This window comes from Bdellovibrio sp. MYbb2 (assembly GCF_056175685.1).
Window position 1 is genome coordinate 26618 of record NZ_JBJKJI010000002.1, and the last position, 17390, is coordinate 44007.

Annotated in this window: 17 protein-coding genes; 8 read left to right on the forward strand and 9 right to left on the reverse strand. The window is 47.8% G+C overall.

All coding sequences use genetic code 11. From position 1 onward, the window contains the following. Positions 1–41 precede the first annotated feature (41 nt). On the forward strand, positions 42–4139 hold the full coding sequence (locus tag AC04MQ_RS10180; protein ID WP_475392021.1) for a tail fiber domain-containing protein: 4098 nt from the start codon (positions 42–44) through the stop codon (positions 4137–4139). On the opposite strand, the gene AC04MQ_RS10185 is transcribed toward AC04MQ_RS10180, so the two are convergent. From AC04MQ_RS10185 to cysK, 4 genes are all read right to left on the reverse strand, one after another. Continuing rightward, entirely contained in the window at positions 4126–4551 is a 426-nt protein-coding gene (locus AC04MQ_RS10185; RefSeq protein WP_015090842.1) for a type II toxin-antitoxin system VapC family toxin, read from the reverse strand. The genes AC04MQ_RS10180 and AC04MQ_RS10185 overlap by 14 nt on opposite strands. Beyond that, entirely contained in the window at positions 4541–4783 is a 243-nt protein-coding gene (locus AC04MQ_RS10190; protein ID WP_015090841.1) for a type II toxin-antitoxin system Phd/YefM family antitoxin, read from the reverse strand. The genes AC04MQ_RS10185 and AC04MQ_RS10190 overlap by 11 nt, the downstream gene beginning before the upstream one ends. Positions 4784–4907: 124 nt before the next feature. Continuing rightward, positions 4908–5654 (reverse strand): endonuclease/exonuclease/phosphatase family protein, encoded by a 747-nt coding sequence (locus tag AC04MQ_RS10195; protein WP_015090840.1) that lies wholly within the window; start codon positions 5652–5654, stop codon positions 4908–4910. A gap of 3 nt (positions 5655–5657) precedes the next feature. Continuing rightward, entirely contained in the window at positions 5658–6647 is a 990-nt protein-coding gene (cysK, locus tag AC04MQ_RS10200; RefSeq protein WP_015090839.1) for a cysteine synthase A, read from the reverse strand. 102 nt (positions 6648–6749) lie between these two features. Between cysK and AC04MQ_RS10205 the strand changes: the two genes are divergently transcribed. Then, positions 6750–7172, forward strand: coding sequence for a PPC domain-containing DNA-binding protein (locus AC04MQ_RS10205; protein ID WP_475392022.1), 423 nt, complete (start codon positions 6750–6752; stop codon positions 7170–7172). Positions 7173–7180: 8 nt separating this feature from the next. Here the strand turns inward: AC04MQ_RS10205 and AC04MQ_RS10210 are convergent, their stop codons facing one another. After that, positions 7181–7768, reverse strand: a complete 588-nt coding sequence (locus tag AC04MQ_RS10210; protein ID WP_475392023.1) for a mobile mystery protein B — start codon at positions 7766–7768, stop codon at positions 7181–7183. After that, a complete protein-coding gene (locus AC04MQ_RS10215) occupies positions 7765–8235 on the reverse strand; it encodes a mobile mystery protein A (protein WP_475392024.1) in 471 nt (156 codons plus the stop codon). The genes AC04MQ_RS10210 and AC04MQ_RS10215 overlap by 4 nt, the downstream gene beginning before the upstream one ends. A gap of 297 nt (positions 8236–8532) precedes the next feature. Between AC04MQ_RS10215 and AC04MQ_RS10220 the strand changes: the two genes are divergently transcribed. Then, positions 8533–10017, forward strand: coding sequence for a nitronate monooxygenase (locus AC04MQ_RS10220; RefSeq protein WP_475392025.1), 1485 nt, complete (start codon positions 8533–8535; stop codon positions 10015–10017). A 55-nt stretch (positions 10018–10072) separates the two neighbouring features. On the opposite strand, the gene AC04MQ_RS10225 is transcribed toward AC04MQ_RS10220, so the two are convergent. Together AC04MQ_RS10225 and AC04MQ_RS10230 are read right to left on the reverse strand one after the other, a co-directional pair. Then, complete coding sequence (locus AC04MQ_RS10225) at positions 10073–11332, reverse strand: HipA domain-containing protein (RefSeq protein ID WP_475392026.1); 1260 nt, start codon at positions 11330–11332, stop codon at positions 10073–10075. Then, on the reverse strand, positions 11329–11544 hold the full coding sequence (locus tag AC04MQ_RS10230) for a helix-turn-helix domain-containing protein (protein ID WP_015090833.1): 216 nt from the start codon (positions 11542–11544) through the stop codon (positions 11329–11331). Before AC04MQ_RS10230 ends, AC04MQ_RS10225 begins: the two co-directional genes overlap by 4 nt. A gap of 249 nt (positions 11545–11793) precedes the next feature. Between AC04MQ_RS10230 and AC04MQ_RS10235 the strand changes: the two genes are divergently transcribed. From AC04MQ_RS10235 to AC04MQ_RS10255, 5 genes are all read left to right on the forward strand, one after another. Next, on the forward strand, positions 11794–12243 hold the full coding sequence (locus tag AC04MQ_RS10235; protein ID WP_475392027.1) for a hypothetical protein: 450 nt from the start codon (positions 11794–11796) through the stop codon (positions 12241–12243). A gap of 134 nt (positions 12244–12377) precedes the next feature. Beyond that, positions 12378–12848, forward strand: a complete 471-nt coding sequence (locus tag AC04MQ_RS10240; RefSeq protein WP_475392028.1) for a hypothetical protein — start codon at positions 12378–12380, stop codon at positions 12846–12848. 131 nt (positions 12849–12979) lie between these two features. Further along, positions 12980–13924, forward strand: a complete 945-nt coding sequence (locus AC04MQ_RS10245) for a glycosyltransferase family 2 protein (protein ID WP_475392029.1) — start codon at positions 12980–12982, stop codon at positions 13922–13924. Then, entirely contained in the window at positions 13917–14819 is a 903-nt protein-coding gene (locus tag AC04MQ_RS10250) for a methionyl-tRNA formyltransferase (protein WP_475392030.1), read from the forward strand. The genes AC04MQ_RS10245 and AC04MQ_RS10250 overlap by 8 nt, the downstream gene beginning before the upstream one ends. Before the next feature lie 15 nt (positions 14820–14834). Beyond that, positions 14835–15650, forward strand: coding sequence for a class I SAM-dependent methyltransferase (locus AC04MQ_RS10255; protein WP_475392031.1), 816 nt, complete (start codon positions 14835–14837; stop codon positions 15648–15650). On the opposite strand, the gene AC04MQ_RS10260 is transcribed toward AC04MQ_RS10255, so the two are convergent. After that, positions 15640–17385: a hypothetical protein gene (locus AC04MQ_RS10260; RefSeq protein ID WP_475392032.1), complete on the reverse strand. Its 1746-nt coding sequence runs from the start codon at positions 17383–17385 to the stop codon at positions 15640–15642. The two genes, AC04MQ_RS10255 and AC04MQ_RS10260, sit on opposite strands and share 11 nt — an antisense overlap. Positions 17386–17390 lie beyond the last annotated feature (5 nt).

A 17390-nucleotide genomic window follows, 5' to 3' on the forward strand; every position in this document is an offset into this window, starting at 1 on the left:
AATCACTGCAAACTCGCGGTTAAAAAGCCGATAAGAACAGCATGAGCAAACGAACGTTAATGGTGCTCTGTTTGACCCTGTTAATCTGTACATTCTGGCTCCAGTCTGGTTATGCAGCACCTTCAAATCTGACTTATCAAGGGCGAATCATTAAAGCCGACGGCACTCCTTTAGAGTACGGCAACACCAGCTTCCTGTTTGAAATCACCAGCCCCAATGGCAATTGCGTGATCTATCGTGAACAGCGCGATGGCGTCAGTATGGTGAACTCAAAAGGTGTTTTTGATGTTCCGATTGGCTCAGGCACCAAGCTGTTCCCAACCGATCCTTTGTTCACTCTTTTGGATTCCTTCAATAACTCTTTGGAGCACACCTGTTATGGTGGTGCGACGTACACCGCCGGCACGGGTGATGTGCGCCTGCTAAAGGTTCAATTCCATGACGGTTCAGGCTGGAAGGTGATTTCTCCGGCCAATGAAATCCGCTCAGTTCCCTACTCGGCCTATGCCCTGTCGGCAGAAAAACTGGGAAGCAAAGTCGAAGCTGATTTTGTTTTGAAAGCTGCCGTACCAACCTGTTCTGTCAACGAATTCCTTTCCTGGAATGGCACGGCAATGGTGTGTGCTCCGGTGACGGGGGCCTCGGGCGGCACCGTTACGGAGGTGACTTCCAGCAATTCCTATATCACTGTGGTGAATTCAACTTCGACCCCGGCTCTGACTTTGAATGTGGGCACTGCGGCTGGCACAGTGGCTGCCGGCAATGATCCGCGCTTTACCGACTCACGCACGCCGACCGGTTCTGCAGGCGGAGATCTGGGCGGTTCTTATCCAAGTCCATCGGTGGTAAAAATTCAGGGCGTGGCCGTTTCAAACACGGCCCCCAGCAACGGCAAGTTCTTTAAACACGATGGTGCACAGTGGTTGCCGTCGTCTATTGAGATCACTGATGTGAACAATCTTTCCACCAGTCTAGCAAACTATCACACGACCGCGGCCTTTAATGCGGCGGTGGGAAGTGGAAATTGCGCGGCCTATGAAACTCCGTACTGGAGTTCTGTGGCAGGATCATTCCAGTGTCAGGCGATCAATGTTTCTGTTGCGGGTGACGTCAGCGGCAGCATTGGGGCGGTGACGGTCAATAAAATCAAAGGTGTGAATGTGGACACCACCGGCCTGACCTCCGGGCAGATTCTGAAATATGATGGCACGAAGTGGGCTCCGGCCAACGACAGCAATGCCGGTGGCACGGTTACAAATATCGCCACGGGAACAGGTCTTTCTGGCGGACCGATTACTTCCACTGGAACCATTTCTTTGGCGAACACTTCGGTCACTGCGGGATCCTACGGTTCCGGCACTCAGGTGCCAAGCTTCACCGTGGATGTGCAAGGTCGCTTGACGGCGGCTGGCAATGTTTCCATCCCGACAGCCAGTGGTTCCACAACAGGTCTTTTAACTTCAACCGACTGGACTAGCTTTAACAACAAACTGGGCACGGCTTCGACGTTTGCTGGCGATGTCAGCGGGACTTCTGCAGCAATAAGCGTTGATAAAATCAAAGGCACGGCCGTCAGTGCCACTGCACCGACTTCCGCGCAGATTCTGATTTACAATGGCACCCAGTATTCCCCGTCTTCAATCAGCGGCGATTCCACGATGTCTGCCACAGGTGTGGTGACATTAAAGAACACCGGCACGGCAGGGACTTACACGAAGATCACAACCGATGCGCAAGGTCGCGTGACTTCGGGAACGACCTTGGCTGCGTCTGATGTGCCTTCCCTGGATTGGTCAAAAATCACAACGGGCAAGCCCACGACATTGACAGGTTATGGCATCACCGATTCTATCCAAAATGCCGGCGGCACACCGAGTGTGCAATCCGGGACCGTCGCCAGCCGTCCGGCGGCAGCCACGGCGGGCAGACTTTATATTGGCACGGACGACAACTCTCTTTACCGCGATACTGGAAGCACATGGGTGAAGGTCGGCGATGGCGCCGGATCTAACGGTGTGACCAGTGTCACGGCAAGTGCCCCTTTGGCTTCCAGCGGTGGCGCCACACCGAATATCACGATCAGTCAGGCCAACACGACAACCAATGGGTATTTAAGCTCGACAGACTGGAACACGTTTAACAACAAACTGGGCACTGCCTCGACGTTCTCTGGTGATGTGAGTGGGACTTCCGGCTCGACCAGCGTTGATAAAATCAAAGGCAAGACGGTATCGCCTGCCGCCTATGCAACAGGCCAAACTTTGCGCTATAACGGTACGGACTGGGTGAACGCCTTATTGGGCTTTGCAGATATCAGCGGCACGCTTACGACATCTCAATTGCCGGTGGTGCCCGTTTCCAAAGGTGGGACTGGGACAAGTTCATTGACGGCCAATCGACTGCTGGCAAGTGATGGAACGGGATCCGCGGTCACAGCGTTCACATGTGCTGTAGGTCAGCTGGTCACTTTTGATGCTGCCGGAGTGATGGGTTGCACGAGTTATGCTTCTTCAGGTCTTTTTGCCAATGGCGGGAACAGCTTTGGCGCGGCGGCGACTCTCGGGACAAATGATGCTCAGGCGTTGAATCTTGAAACCAATAGTACGACGCGGATGACGGTGCTTAGTACAGGGGAAGTGGGTATTGGCACAACCACCCCCACATTCCCATTGGAAGTTCAGGCATCTGCCACCACCAGCAAAGGCATCCAAATCAACAATACAAACAACACCGGGGGCGCTTACATCAACGCCAAAGCCGGAACCAACAGCCTCAGCCTCGGCACTTGGGGCCAGGGCAGCGGAAGTGCCCTGACTTACATCGAATCGAATTCCAGCTGGAATTTCAAAATCAACACTTACTCCAACACCGCCATTACCTTTGCAACCAACACCAGTGCTGGCTCCAACGAAAGAATGCGCATCGATAACGTCGGAAATGTCGGCATCGGTACGACCTCCCCGTCCTCCCTGTTACATGTGACGACTTCAGCTGCGTCACCGCCGGCTGTGCTGGTTCGTAACTCTTTGTCTCCGGCTCCTACGGCGACCGTGACTCAGAACTTGCACGCAGTTTGGAATACAATCCTGGTCGGTTCGGCGCAGTCCTTCACCGGCGCACTTTACGGGGCCGTAAATCGAATCGAAGACTCTGCCGGGCAAACCGGGAACATTGGCAATGCTATTGGCTCAGTCAATGACGTTCACCACAAATCAGCTTCCACGATGTCCAATGCGACAGGCCTTCAGGCGAACGTGCAGAACACCTCTACCGGCACGGTCACCCTGGCCAAAGCGGCCTATCTGACAGTGTCCAATACCGGGGGCGGAACTATCGATACGGGTTATGGATTGCATATCGGATCGGTCGCAGGAACCACGAAATATGGAATTTATCAGGAAGACACCGCTTCAACGAATGTCTTCACGGGTAATACGGGTATCGGGACCAATTCGCCCAACACCAAGCTGCATGTCGAAGGAAACACCTTCGTCAAAGACAAGTTGTATGTTTATAACAACTCGGGCTGGGGATCTGTGACCCCGGGGATTGCCTTGGCTATCGGGGATCAGGACACCGGACTTGAATGGGTGTCTGACGGGGTTTTGCAGATCTATTCCAACAACTCCCCGCGCATGCATTTTGCCATCAATGGCAACGTGGGGATTGGAACCACAACCCCGGGATACAAACTGGATGTGAATGGAACTTTGCGCGGATTTGGAATCACGGATTCTTCCGACATCCGCTTGAAACGGGACATAGCCTCGCTGTCTTCTTCCGAGGCTTTACAGCGGGTCTTGCAAATTCAGGGTGTCAGTTACAACTGGAAAAATCCAGAGCACGGCAAACGCCCTCAACTGGGCTTTATCGCCCAGGAACTTGAAAAAATTTATCCAGAGCTGGTAGAGACCGATTCCCAGGGCATGAAGTCTGTGAACTATTCGCACTTGGTGTCCCCGTTGGTAGAGGCCATCAAGGCTCTGTATGAAGAAATCAGTGCCCTGAAAGGCTCCCTTGCCGACAAGGATCAGCGGATTCTAGCTTTAGAGCAGGACAAGGCCCAGAAAGACAAAGAGCTGGCAGAATTAAAGGCCCGCATGGACCGGCTGGAAAAAGCGGTTCTCAATAGCAAGTAATCGTCTTTATCAGGCCTTGCTTACCATAGCTCAGGATCAGCTCATCCTGAGTCATCAACTGCAGGCGCTCTTTTCTGGCCGTGGCCACTATAATTCTATCCGCAGGGTCGCCATGAAAGCCCCCGGGAAGTCTTGAGGACTCTACCGCCACCTCTGCCGACAACGGTAAGACTTCAATCTGTAACCGCGCCAGGGATGTCTGAATCCAATCCAAACATGGCTCTGTCAGGGCAATACGCCCTTTGGATTCTAGCATCGAAAGCTCCCATAATGAAATTGCCGACAAGAAAAGAGCTTTCTCTTTAAACGCTTTCTCAACCGTTTTTCGGCCACTGCTTTTAGCCATGCGCTCATGCCCCAACGCCACCCAAATCCAGGCGTGGGTATCCAATAGCAAGCCATTACTTTTCATCGGCACTCCACTTTTCGCCTGTGGATTTTACTATGTCGCCTTTGATCTCGCCGGTGCCGGACATTGAACCGAATGGGCTTTCCACGCCCTCAGCATCGTCAACAACAGGAACCAATTTCGCCACGGGCTTGCCGTGCTTTGTAATGGTGACACTCTGACCATATTTTTTAACTTTATCCATCAGCATCAGACATTGAGCCTTAAACTGGCCAGCGGGGTATTTTTCAGCCATTATGACCTCTTTGTAACTTATGGTCATAATATCATGGTCATATTCAAAAGTCAATTTTTGAGAGACTCCCCATACACCCCCACAAGGTAACGCAGTGTAGACCCGAAAAAGAACCAGGAACTTTTTAGAGTTTTAGGGTGATTTCCAGAGGGAAATGATCGGAACTTACGATGGTGTGGTGGACCTTGGCTTTCACGACATCAAAGCCTCGCACAAAGACATGATCGAGCTTTAGAATACGACCGTCGTCTTCTAAGTCCAAATGCTCAAGCCCCAGATCACGGAAGATGGATTTCATGATCATATAACGTTTAAAGTTCCAGGTGTTGAAGTCCCCTGCCAATACCACCGGCCCGTCAAAGCGCGAGATCTTTTCAGCGATTTCATAAAGTGAGGATGTGAACGCTTTCAAGGTCACAAAGTTCAGCACATGCGTGCACACAAACAGAGCCTTCTTGTCTCCGAAGCTGTATTCACTGAATAAAGTTAATTTCGGCGTCAGCCAGAACAGCTCGCGGGTTTTGGCGCGAATAAAATCAACTGACTGAGGCGTCAGTCTTGAGCCAATCGCCACCCCGGTGCTGGAAAGGTCTTTCTTATAATGAAAGCTCTGAGCCAGGTGCCATTCGTAGGCTGAAAAATCGGATCTCCACATCGCGGGCATGCGTTGATCCAGCAAGGCTTCCTGCAGGAAGATAAAGTCCTTGTTTTCACCCAGGCGCTTGAAATCCTGTTCAAACAAATGAGCCTTTTGCCCCTTGTAAACGTTCCAGACAAAGATATCAAACTGCGAAGGCGCTTCGGGAAGCTTAGGGGCTTCTCCGATCTTCAGCAGTACTTTTTCTTTGGCCGGAACGATAAAGGGAACCATTTTTTACTTCACTTTACTCAGGTAATTTTCATCCACAGTGGCAACCGGAAGACTTTGGGCTTCCGCTCTTTCCTGCTCTGCCAGCAGCGTCGACAGATAACGTTCGGTGGTGCTTGGAATGATCACGACAATATTTTTCCCGCGATTTTCCTCTTTCGCCGCCTGACGAAGACCTGCGCTGATCGCTGCACCCGATGAAATCCCCACCGGAATGCCTTCTTTTTTAATCACTTCGCGAGCCACTTTCATGGACTCTTCAGATGACACTTGCTCGACCCCATCAACAACGGATCTGTCCATCACGCTAGGAATAAAGCCTGCGCCCAAACCCTGGATTTTGTGCGGACCGGGTTTGCCGCCGGAAAGCACCGGGCTTTCTGCAGGCTCGACTGCGATGATTTTGATGTTTTTGTTTTTTTCTTTCAGAACGGTGCCCACGCCGGTGATCGTGCCGGATGTTCCAACTCCGCTGATGACCATGTCGACTTTACCGTCGGTGTCGTTCCAGATCTCAAGCGCCGTGGTTGCTTTATGAATCGCCGGATTTGCAGGATTGTCAAACTGCCGAGGCATCCACGCATTCGGAGTGTTTTCAAGAAGCTCCATGGCTTTGGCGATGGCGCCTTTCATACCCAATGGACCTGGAGTCAGAATGATTTTCGCCCCCAACATCAACAACAATGTGCGACGCTCTTGGGACATGGTTTCTGGCATGGTCAGTGTGATGTCATAACCCTTGGCTGCTGCCACAAAGGCCAACGCAATCCCTGTATTGCCACTTGTCGGTTCAATGATTTTCATTCCGGTCTTAAGCTGACCTGAGCGCTCAGCGTCTTCGATCATCGCCAGGCCAATGCGGTCCTTGACGGATCCCAGGGGATTGAAAAATTCAAGTTTCAACAACAAACGCCCAGGCAAGTCTTTGCCGATTCTTTGCATTTCAATTAAGGGGGTTTGACCAATGGTTTTTGTGATATCAGAATATATTTTCATAAGATGCCGATCTCCGTTCTTCAATAGTACTCCCGTTGCGGGACCGGACAAAGATGAAGTTTATAAAATTTTGTTTTCATTTCGTTAATAAGGGGAAATCTGATGGCAACTGAACCTTTTTCCAGCTCGAACACCACATATTGTTTCCGTTTGAGACCGGGGCAGGACCTTAAAAAAGAGCTCTTGTTCTATTGCCAGAAGTATCACCTTCAGGCGGCCTGCGTCGTAAGCGCCGTTGGCAGCGTCGATAAAGCACATCTGCGCATGTCCGGCGGCAAGGACGTAGTGGAGTTTCAAGGGCCGTTTGAGATTGTGTCCCTGTCTGGAACTTTGGGGCCTGATGGGGCGCACTTGCACATGTCCATCAGCAACTTTGAAGGCCAAGTCATTGGCGGTCATCTGATGGACGGATCGTTAATTCATACAACCGCTGAAATCGTGCTTTTGGAAAATCATGAGCTGGTATTCCACCGGGAAGTGGATGGTCACACGCAGTACAAAGAATTGGTGATAAAGAAGCGGTAAAGCAGCTGCTAACTTTTCGCAAAATTCAAAAGGGGGCCATAGTCCCCTTCTTGATCGGCTTTTCTGAGACAGCGAATGTATTCTTCGCGGGCTTTTCCCAACTGCGCCAAACTGCCAAGCCCCCACGTGAAACCAGCAACCCCCTGCTGTTTCAAAAACAGATCTGTTGCCAATCGCGCGCAACGCCCGTTGCCATTGGGAAAGGGATGAATATGCACCAGACGATGATGGAAACGAATGGCGATTTCTTCGACCGGGAAAGTCTGATTTTTCAACCAGTAGCTGATATCACCCAGTAAAATAGCCATATCACTCTGAATCGTCTGCGGCGACACGCCGATGTTGGTTTGACGGATTCTTAAGTCACCGGCCCAACTCCAGGTGTCTTCAAACATCTTCTGATGCAGACGCTTAAGTCCCGTCATACTTAGCAGGTCTTTTTTCAAGGACCGGCTGGATTCAGCCCACAACATGGCACGCGCAATATTGGCGGCTTCGAATTCATCCAGCTCCCCGTGAGTCGTCAAACCCGGAATAAGTCCTCGCAAGGTCTCATCATCCAACGGTGTGGCTCCGAGAGTGGACGGGATCTTCATTTTTTCAAACTCCAGATACGGCGGTCTTCGTTGCGCAAAAGTTCAAGCGCGATTTCTTCGACAAGAGCTTTCTGTGCGGATTTGGAAGTGCTTTGCAATTCAAGGCTCATGGAATGCTCGCTGGATTTGACGATCTCTTCGGCGACTTTGCTGGCTTGGGATTCTAAGGTTTTTTGCAACCCCTGCTTTGGGACAAAGTGATAAACGAAATCACAGTTCATAGCCTCTGCCGCCTTTCTTAAGGATTCGATCGTGACGGTCCCCGCCACCTCATTCTTTTCTAGCCCTTCAATACGCTGTTTGATCACCCCAAGGCGCGCGGCCAAATCACTCATCGACATCCCCAGAGCGGTACGCACTTCGCGAACCCACCCCGTCTTGGGGGTTTTCACCGAGCTGATTCCATGTGCTGTCATAAACTGTTGATCCAACTGCGCCCGTCGAAGTTTGGCCGTTTTAGATTTCACAAAACCCCCAATCGTCTATCTATAGATAGATATAATACATCTTATCGTCTATTTATAGATAGACCTATAGATATAAATTATCTACTTATAGATAGACGTTTTGTATGGTTTTAGAGTGACCAACAGCCACTGGACTCTTCGACTCTATTTTCAGAGCCCGACCCTGGTCAATAGATATGTAAATTATATGTAAATACTGGACCTTTTGGGCTAACCACGATGCGGTGCAATCAAAAAAGCAACCCGAGATATCTTATATGTTTGCAACCCTACTTCGGCCCCCGATAGATTGCTCGGATGCAATTTAATCATCCGATCGTAATTCAAGGTGGCATGGGGATCGCAGTCTCTGACTGGCGTTTGGCAAAAACAGTTTCTCAAACAGGCCAGTTGGGCGTTGTTTCTGGAACTGCGATCAATTCAGTTCTGGTTCGTCGTCTGCAAGATGGTGATATTGCCGGTGACTGCCGCCGTGCTTTGAAAGCCTTCCCTTCCCAGGAGATCGCTCAAAAGATTCTGGACACTTACTTCATCGAAGGCGGCCGTCCTGCGACTCAAGCCTACAAACGTCCTCCGATGTTCAATCTGGAATCTCCGAAAGCATTGTTGCAACTGACTGTGGCGGCAAGCTTTGTTGAAGTGTGGCTGGCACGCGAGGGTCACAGTGGCGTGATCGGTCTGAATCTTTTGGAAAAAGTCGTTCTGCCAAATCTTGCCTGCCTTTACGGCGGCCTGCTGGCTGGTGTGGATTACGTTATCATGGGTGCGGGAATCCCGCGTGAAATCCCGGGGGCCCTGGATTTGCTTTCTCAGAACCTGAAAGCGACTTTGAAGGTTCCGGTGGCTGGAGCTTCCGAAGACGGGATCACTTCTTTTGATCCGCAATCTGTGATGGAAGGCACTGAGCTTGCTCCATTGAAACGCCCTTACTTCTTCCCGATTGTTTCTTCTGCTATTTTGGCGGCGAACCTTAAAAAGAAATCCACGGGTCGCGTGGATGGCTTCATCGTGGAAGGTCCTTTGGCTGGCGGCCACAATGCGCCTCCGCGCGGACCAATGAAGCTGAATGAGCGTGGCGAGCCGGTTTATGGAACTCGCGATGAAGTGTGCTTGAAAGAAATGGCGGCACTAGAGCTGCCGTTCTGGATGGCGGGCTATTATGCGACTCCGGAAAAGCTGGCTGAAGTTCGTGCTCAAGGCGCGCACGGTGTTCAGGTGGGAACTTTGTTTGCCTTCTCGGAAGAATCCGGCGTGAAGGAAGAACACAAAGCTCAGGCTTTGAAAAAAATCACGACGGAAACAGCGCCTGAAGGTGGCTGGATCTTTACGGATCCACGCTCTTCGCCGACAGGTTTTCCATTTAAGGCCGCGCGCCTTTCTGGGACTATTTCTGAAGAAGCTTTGTACCTGTCACGCAAACGTATTTGTGATCTGGGTTACTTGCGCCATGCTTATCAGAAACCTGACGGCAGTGTGGGCCAACGCTGCCCTGCTGAACCGGTGAATGACTATGTTAAAAAGGGCGGCTTGGAAGAAGACACTGTCGGACGCAAATGTCTGTGCAATGCTTTGATGGCTGACGTGGGCATGGGCCAAATCCAGGCCGGCGGTATGGAAGAGCAGCCTTTGCTGACTGCGGGGGATGATTTGAATAATGTTGCTCGTATGCTTCGTGGGAAAAGTTCCTACAGCGCTAAAGACGTTGTGGCTTATCTGCTGGGCATTGATGCTACAGCTAAAGTATCTACCCCCAACGAACTCTCATTTAAAGATGCTCATTAGAGCTTTGCCACAACGGGTGCGGGTTTAAAATCCGCACCCCATCCCACAGAGGCGCTTACAACGACTTGTAAAGGTTCAAACGGCTTTGAATTTCGCCGCGAAGATTACCTTTAATATACTTAAAGCGATCATCATCCGCGATTTCTGACCATAGCGTTTCCACTTTTTCTTCCACTAATACGGACATCTCCTTCAGAGTTTTCACAAAGATGTCTTTCTTCTTAGAGAAACCCAATTCTTCAGCCAGCATCTCAAAATTTTTCTTTTTCATTTTCGCTGGCTGTCGCTGCCCTCCGACCGAGAACGCAAATGCCGACGACATATTTTTATAGATGCTGGTAGAAAGCAAATCATACATAGGTGCCAATTGAGTATGACCATCTACGTATAAAAAAGACAGATTCTTAGAATGGGAATCGTTATTTCCAACCAACAAATTAAAGGCCAGCCACTTCAAGATGGCCTCGAGATCCTGAATCTTATTGTCCGAAATATCCCCTACGACCTTATAATTCTGCGCAAATGACGGCCCACCATCTTCCTCGTACTTTTCTGCAGAAGGGACCCCTTGGGCCTGACACAAGTCGAACTGATGAATGCGCTCAACCGTTCCATTTTTTTCAATTTTACGATCGTAACGCTCTACTAAGAATAATATATGCTCTTCCCCGACCAACTGAACATCCGGAATACTCAGTCCGCAAAGTCCCGCAAGCCTCATGCACAGATACTCATTTTGCACCGAATTTAAAACTCCAGATATCCGTGTGGGTGGCTTTAGAATATGAGTTGTGGGCCTTGCATCCGCCGGCAAAAAAATCTTCCCGCTCTGAAAAATCACCGGAATTTTATCCTGAGCCCCGGCCAATGAAAAACGCCCTTTATGGTTCACAAGGCTGTGCACATACAGGCTTTCTTTGTTATTGATAACCCGGTCTATTTCCTCAAATGAAATCTCTTCCAGATCCCCTTTTAATACCGTCTCTGGCGCCTCGTCCAACGGCGTAATTTCAAGGGCTCCCGCACAGTCAAGACCGTAGCTTTCCAAAAGTTGGTAGGGATCCTCGAAGCTTTTTTTCAGAATTTGTTCAAACAGCTTTAGAGTGTCACCTTCAGGAAGAAGATTGTCGAAATACGCCTTGGTCAGGCGATTGTTAAACTCGTCCTTTTGCAATGGCAAGGCTGGCGACAGAACAAAAGAATCTTTCCCAGAAATCCATTTTTCTGAATATGAAAAACCCAAAGTGTCATCAGGCTTTTTCAGCAGCACTCCAACATGTTGCTTTTTGTAAAAGACATTCAACGGCCGCTTCATTTGCTTTTGACCTTGATATAAATCTCGATATTGCAAAGCTTTAGAATTTTCAAAAGCGTCGACAACTTGATGTCCGACTTTTGATTTTCGAAGTTCAAAACGGCATAGCGAGAAAGGTCAGCATACTGCCCGAGCTTTTCGCTGGTAATACCTTGCTCTTTGCGAATCTTCCGGACCTCTTCTGCCAATTGAGAAGCACCTGTAATACGCATATATTCCACCTGAACCTCCAAAGTTGCTTACAGTAAACATTTTAATGGAATTATGGGGGAAATCCACTAAAAGTTGTCTTCAGGCAACATTTTATCGAAAACACTAGATTTTAATAGAGAAAGTTGCCTGTGGGCAACTAAAGGGGGATCTATGGTCTTAGTCGCGGAGCCCCTCGTAAAATTGATGCCACACGCCTGTAAATAACATTTAGTTTGCCACGATTACATTCGATATGTTGGAACGACTATATGAATCCACTTATCAAATACTATCTCGATACTTCAGAATTAACCCAAAATGAAGCGATAACATTCGATCGTTTCCTATCTACTCATGGCCTTGACATACATAAATGGATAGCGGCAAAGATTCGCCAGCACATCTCTCAAACAGGCGTCAACGGCGGTAACTTCGCGCTCCCACCTGACGACGCCAGAGCGGACCAACGATACTCTGAAGAGTCGATTGAGGACATATCTATATTGTTAGAATACTTGGACGAGAAAAAGTCCGGAACGTCGGACTTCTTTAAAAGCTGCAGAACTCAACTCAACAAAAAGGGGTATCTTTCTCCTGCACAAATGGAAAAAATAATTCAGGCGGCGGAGATGCACATCCGCAAAGGAAGCCAAGACCTCCCCCTGCTCGTAGGCCTTCCAGAAGTCAAAAGAAAGATGCAAATCGAATATCCAGAATAAACCAGCAAAAATGACGAACTAAGTTTAATAAACTGTCGATTTTTTTGACTGTTGCCACTCAGCTTGAAACAGGCCGATCTTTTATATGGAGTTCTTTGTTCGATTGCGGATAATGAACTTCAGCGGAGGACTTCATGAAGAAGTTAATGGCAGCAGCGACGTTGTCCCTATCAATGATGATTACCACCTCTAACGCCCTTGCCGACAATGCCCTCGGTATTGTGCTGGGCGATCCAACAGGGATCTCAGGACGAGCTTCCCTGGATGGACAGCATTCCATCGAAGGGGCGCTGGCCTATGCCACGGGAGACCATTCCGGGCTTCACATTCATGCTACATATCTTTGGGACAAAGCCCGCACTTTTGCGATTGAAAACAGCGGACCGATTGAAATGTATTATGGCCTTGGGGTGCGGTTGATTAACTTCAACAAGGGTGAGCACGATGGGGAGCTGGCTATCGGGCCGCGTGCGCCATTGGGACTGCTTTATAATATCAATAATCCGGACATTGAGTTCTTTGGGGAAGTGTCCGTTGCGGTGGATCTGACGCCAGAGACGGATGTGGATTTGGATGTGGGGGTTGGGGTGCGGTTGAGGTTTTAATCTCTTGGCTTAGGTGAATGACACCCAACTGCGGACGGCACCCTGCCGTTTCGCATCATGTTGAAGGAAGAAAAAGCGATACAATTTGTGAACTTTTATTTAGTTTAAGTCACCTTAACACGAGACTTAACATGCCGACAAATAACCCCAAGAAACTCCTAAGTATCGTAAGTCCTGTCTACAGGGCTGAAAGAATCGTACATCTATTAGTCGAAACAATCGAAAACTCACTCAGTCACTTCCAAGGAAATTTTGAGATCATTCTCGTCGAGGACGGCAGTCCTGACGAAAGTTGGACTGCCATTGAAAACATCTGTCGAAAAAATCCAAGAGTGAAAGGCATAAAGCTCAGCCGCAACTTCGGTCAGCATGCTGCCATCACCGCCGGCCTACAATCATGCTCTGGAGAGTGGATAGTAGTAATGGATTGCGACCTCCAGGATAGGCCTGAGGAAATCGAAAGATTGTACAAAAAAGCCCAAGAAGGTTTTGATATCGTTCTAGCGCAAAGAATTGAGCGCCAAGACCATCTCTTTAAAAAAACTTTATCAAAACTATTTTATAAAATCTTGTCGGCTCTAACCGGTACTACTTTTGATTCATCTATCGCAAACTTTGGAATATACCAAAGTAAAGTTATCGATGCCATCCGCAGCATGAACGAGCCTATTCGCTTTTTCCCGGTAATGGTAAAATGGTGTGGCTTCAAATCAACTTCACTGCCGGTTCAACACGCATCAAGACAGGACGGAGCCTCGACCTATAGTTTTTCAAAACTTTGCGCCCTCGGACTCGACATCGTACTTGCCCACTCAGACAAACCTCTTCGGATGGTTGCGGGTTTGGGATTGGGAATGGCGGGCATATCACTGCTACTAATGGTAGCAGTCATCATCCGGGCTTTGACAAACGGATTCGCTGTATTGGGTTATGCCAGCCTTGTTACCCTCATGCTTTTTTGCACAGGCCTAATTGTTTTCATACTAGGAATTATTGGCCTCTATATCGGCAAAATTTTTGAGGCCACAAAGCACCGCCCGATCTATCTAGTTTCCGAAAGGCATAACTTTGAATAAGCCAGATAAAAAGGTCATTCTTTTCTTAATGACTGAAAAAGGTCTTCGCGTTTTAAATAGAATAATTGCTGACTTTACGCCGGAAAGAATCGCCTTCGTAGTAACATGCAAAGACCCAGCAGTAGACAATGACTTCCACAGCGATATAGTTGAAACATGCATTAAATACAATATTGAAGTTCACACAAAACTGCCCCAGAGGACCGCCTCAGAAAACGAACTCCATATCGCAATCTCATGGCGAACTCTTATTCCTATTTCAGACGGAAAAAGGTTGGTCGTTTTTCACGACTCACTCCTCCCCCGCTATAGAGGTTTCAATCCGTTGGTTTCTGCCCTAATAAACGGCGAAACGACAATTGGCGCTACCGCTTTAATCGCTGATGAAAAGTATGACCGTGGAAAAATTCTTTTACAGAGAAGCGTAAAAATCGAGTATCCAATCAAAATTCAAAGTGCCATTCAGCATGTCGCTGGAATATATGAAGAAATCTCTACAGAAATTGTTAGCAGCTTTATTTCGGGTAAAAATATGGCAGAACTCGATCAAAACGAAGAAGATGCAACATATAGTATCTGGAGAGATGAAGAAGATTATAAAATTGATTGGCAGGTTGATGCACAACTCATCCTTCGCCAGATAGATGCCGTCGGCTACCCTTACAAAGGTGCATCCACAATTCTTGAACAAAAAGCGGTGCGGATCATGTCAGCAGAAGCCGTGCCTTCCTTGGTCTTTGAAAACAACTCACCAGGAAAGGTTTTCGAGATTGAAGGGGGCTATCCAGTTGTATTATGTGGAAAAGGCCAATTAAAAATAACCGATCTCCGTGACGAAAACGGAAATAGCTTGTTACCTTTGCGAAAACTGAAGCTTCGCTTCGGTGCAAAGTAGACTGGAGACGAACAAATGTCTGAGTTTCAAAAAGTCGACGGCATATACTTTTCCGCATCAAAAAAGAACGTCTCCTATCCCGCACAAGGAAATAGCACTTACTTCGAGATTGAGGATAAAAGTTTCTGGTTTAAGCATAGAAATTTAATCATCGAAAAAGTACTCAAAAATCATGTTCCGGAAATGGTTGAATTTTATGATTTAGGAGGAGGCAATGGCTTTGTGGCACAAAAAATTGCGTCCATGGGCTATAAGGTAACCCTGGTTGAAGCTGGGAGCGGCGTATTTAATGCCTTTAAAAGAGGAATTAAGGACGTATACTGTGCAGATATAGTGGGCTTCAAATCCACCAAACCAAATGCCGCCGCTGGCTTATTTGATGTCATCGAGCATTTTGATAATCCCGAGAACGTTTACCGAAGTATCCAGGAAAACATGCCGGGCGTCTCAAAAATTGTATTAACTGTACCGGCTTACAACTGGCTTTGGTCGGATGACGATATTAGCGCCGGCCACTTCCGAAGATACACAATAACAAGCCTGAGGAAAGAGCTGAGTGATGCTGGCTATGAAGTTGTTTTTTCTTCATACTTCTTTAGCTTCCTCATCCTACCAATCTTCCTATTCAGACGACTGCCATACTTACTACAAAAAATGAATCCGAAATCAAAAAATAAGACAGACATCCTCGAGCACAGCTCCTCGCACACGGGAAAAGCTCAGGACGTAGTAGGAAAGCTGTTGTCAGTTGAACGATGCCTACTTGGAAAGATTCCATTTGGAGGCTCCATTATTGCAGTAGCTAAAGCAAAGAACAGATTTAATCCTTAACAAACGCCTCTTTGCAGCCCCCGTTTTCAAATAATTTTGGCGTGAGACTTCCTTTGGGCTTGTAAACAATTTGCTCAAAGGTTTCAGAATAATCAGACTTAGGTGACTGCAATGCTCCGACTACCACATAGTCACTGGCCAAGTTGATACCGAACTGGCTCAATGCTTCCATAGATATGGACCTAGGCCCCTTAGGCTCAACCAATAACCATGCCATTCCTAGATTCAAACACGAAACCCGAGACAAGCCCCTCTTCGCATGTGATAGGCTTCCCGGATATCCACCAATTACCCATGGGTACGCAAGCGACCTTGCATTAATAATGAAACTAAACGAAGGATTTCGTCCAGAGAGATCCAGAACCGGAGTTTCATCCTCAAAACCGCTGTCTCTCATTAAATCCAGCACACTTTCGATATAAATTGCTGATTCAGAGCTCAGCTTCCAATTAGTACCCCGGAAATGAGCAGACACTGAATTCTTCCAGAGGGCGGTAGGTTGCCGGTAGGGATTTGCAACGGCTACATATAAAACTACACAAGCAAGAACTTGAGTCAACAAAGCCGCCGTTGAGAAGTAATGCCACGAAGGAAGCTTACTCTTGGTCGCAAACAGCGAAAGACAGGCGACAATCCAAAACAGACCCGCCCCGCACGAAACCAAAAAATAATTATTGTTCGTACCGAAAGAGTAAATATAAGGCATGAACAAGAACAAACAGAATAGAAAAATGTTTCTTTTCTCAACAAGGAACTTTCTATCAATAGAGTATAAGCTAAATAGCAAACCAAATGTCAGAGCTACAACCAAAACTGCAGGCCGAGCATTTTGCAAAACCGGAAGTATGTACTGAGCAAAAGACAAAACTAAAATCAGGACTGCCGCTGATCCGGCCAAATATCCCAGTGCACTGTTTGGTCGGTGAAACTTTATCAACAAACCGGGCAGGGCCGACAAGAGGCCCACAAAAAACATACAAATCATCTCAATTTGACTGAAACCGAATTTGTACAGTCTAAACATTTCATAAAATGAATGCCCCCCACCAAGAGCCTGAAGATCTGCTATCCCTTCTGCAATGCGCACTATGAAGAACTGGGTTAGAGAGCCATCAATTGCAATAGCTGATACGCACAAAAGAACTATGGAAACAATCCCGGCAACAAGCACACTTAGAAAAAGACGTCCCGCGATGACTGCATAAACTAAAATCAATATCGCCAAAAGAAATGCCGAGGTCGGCTTAGCCATAAAGCAAAGAAATCCAGCAAATCCAAGCAAGCTCCAACCGAACCACGAGAATCTCTGTGGTTTTTCCTCAATATACAAAACCCCAACACAGGCAATAAGCAAAGATTGAAAATTCAAGGTGTTGTAATTAGGCGTAGGCAACCAAAGATGAAATATCAACAACGCTGACAAAGAAAATGCTAAAGACAATGCATGTTTTGCAATCTTTGACTGAGTATCAGAAAAGACTGCTGCATAAGCCGGAAGAGAAAAAACCTTACTAAACACCAGCCACGAGACGGCCAGCGTAAACACAAAATTAGCTTGTCGAAGAGCTACAATGTCTCCATTAAGCAATACATAAAACGGATGGTAAATAAATCCAAACTGGGTCGTCCCGGCAGGAAAGAAGTGCGGCGTCGATAACCAATTAAAGTAAAAACCTTCATCGGTAAACTCAATACCAAATTGGGAAACATATAAAACAAAAACAACCGCGAGCATAGTGA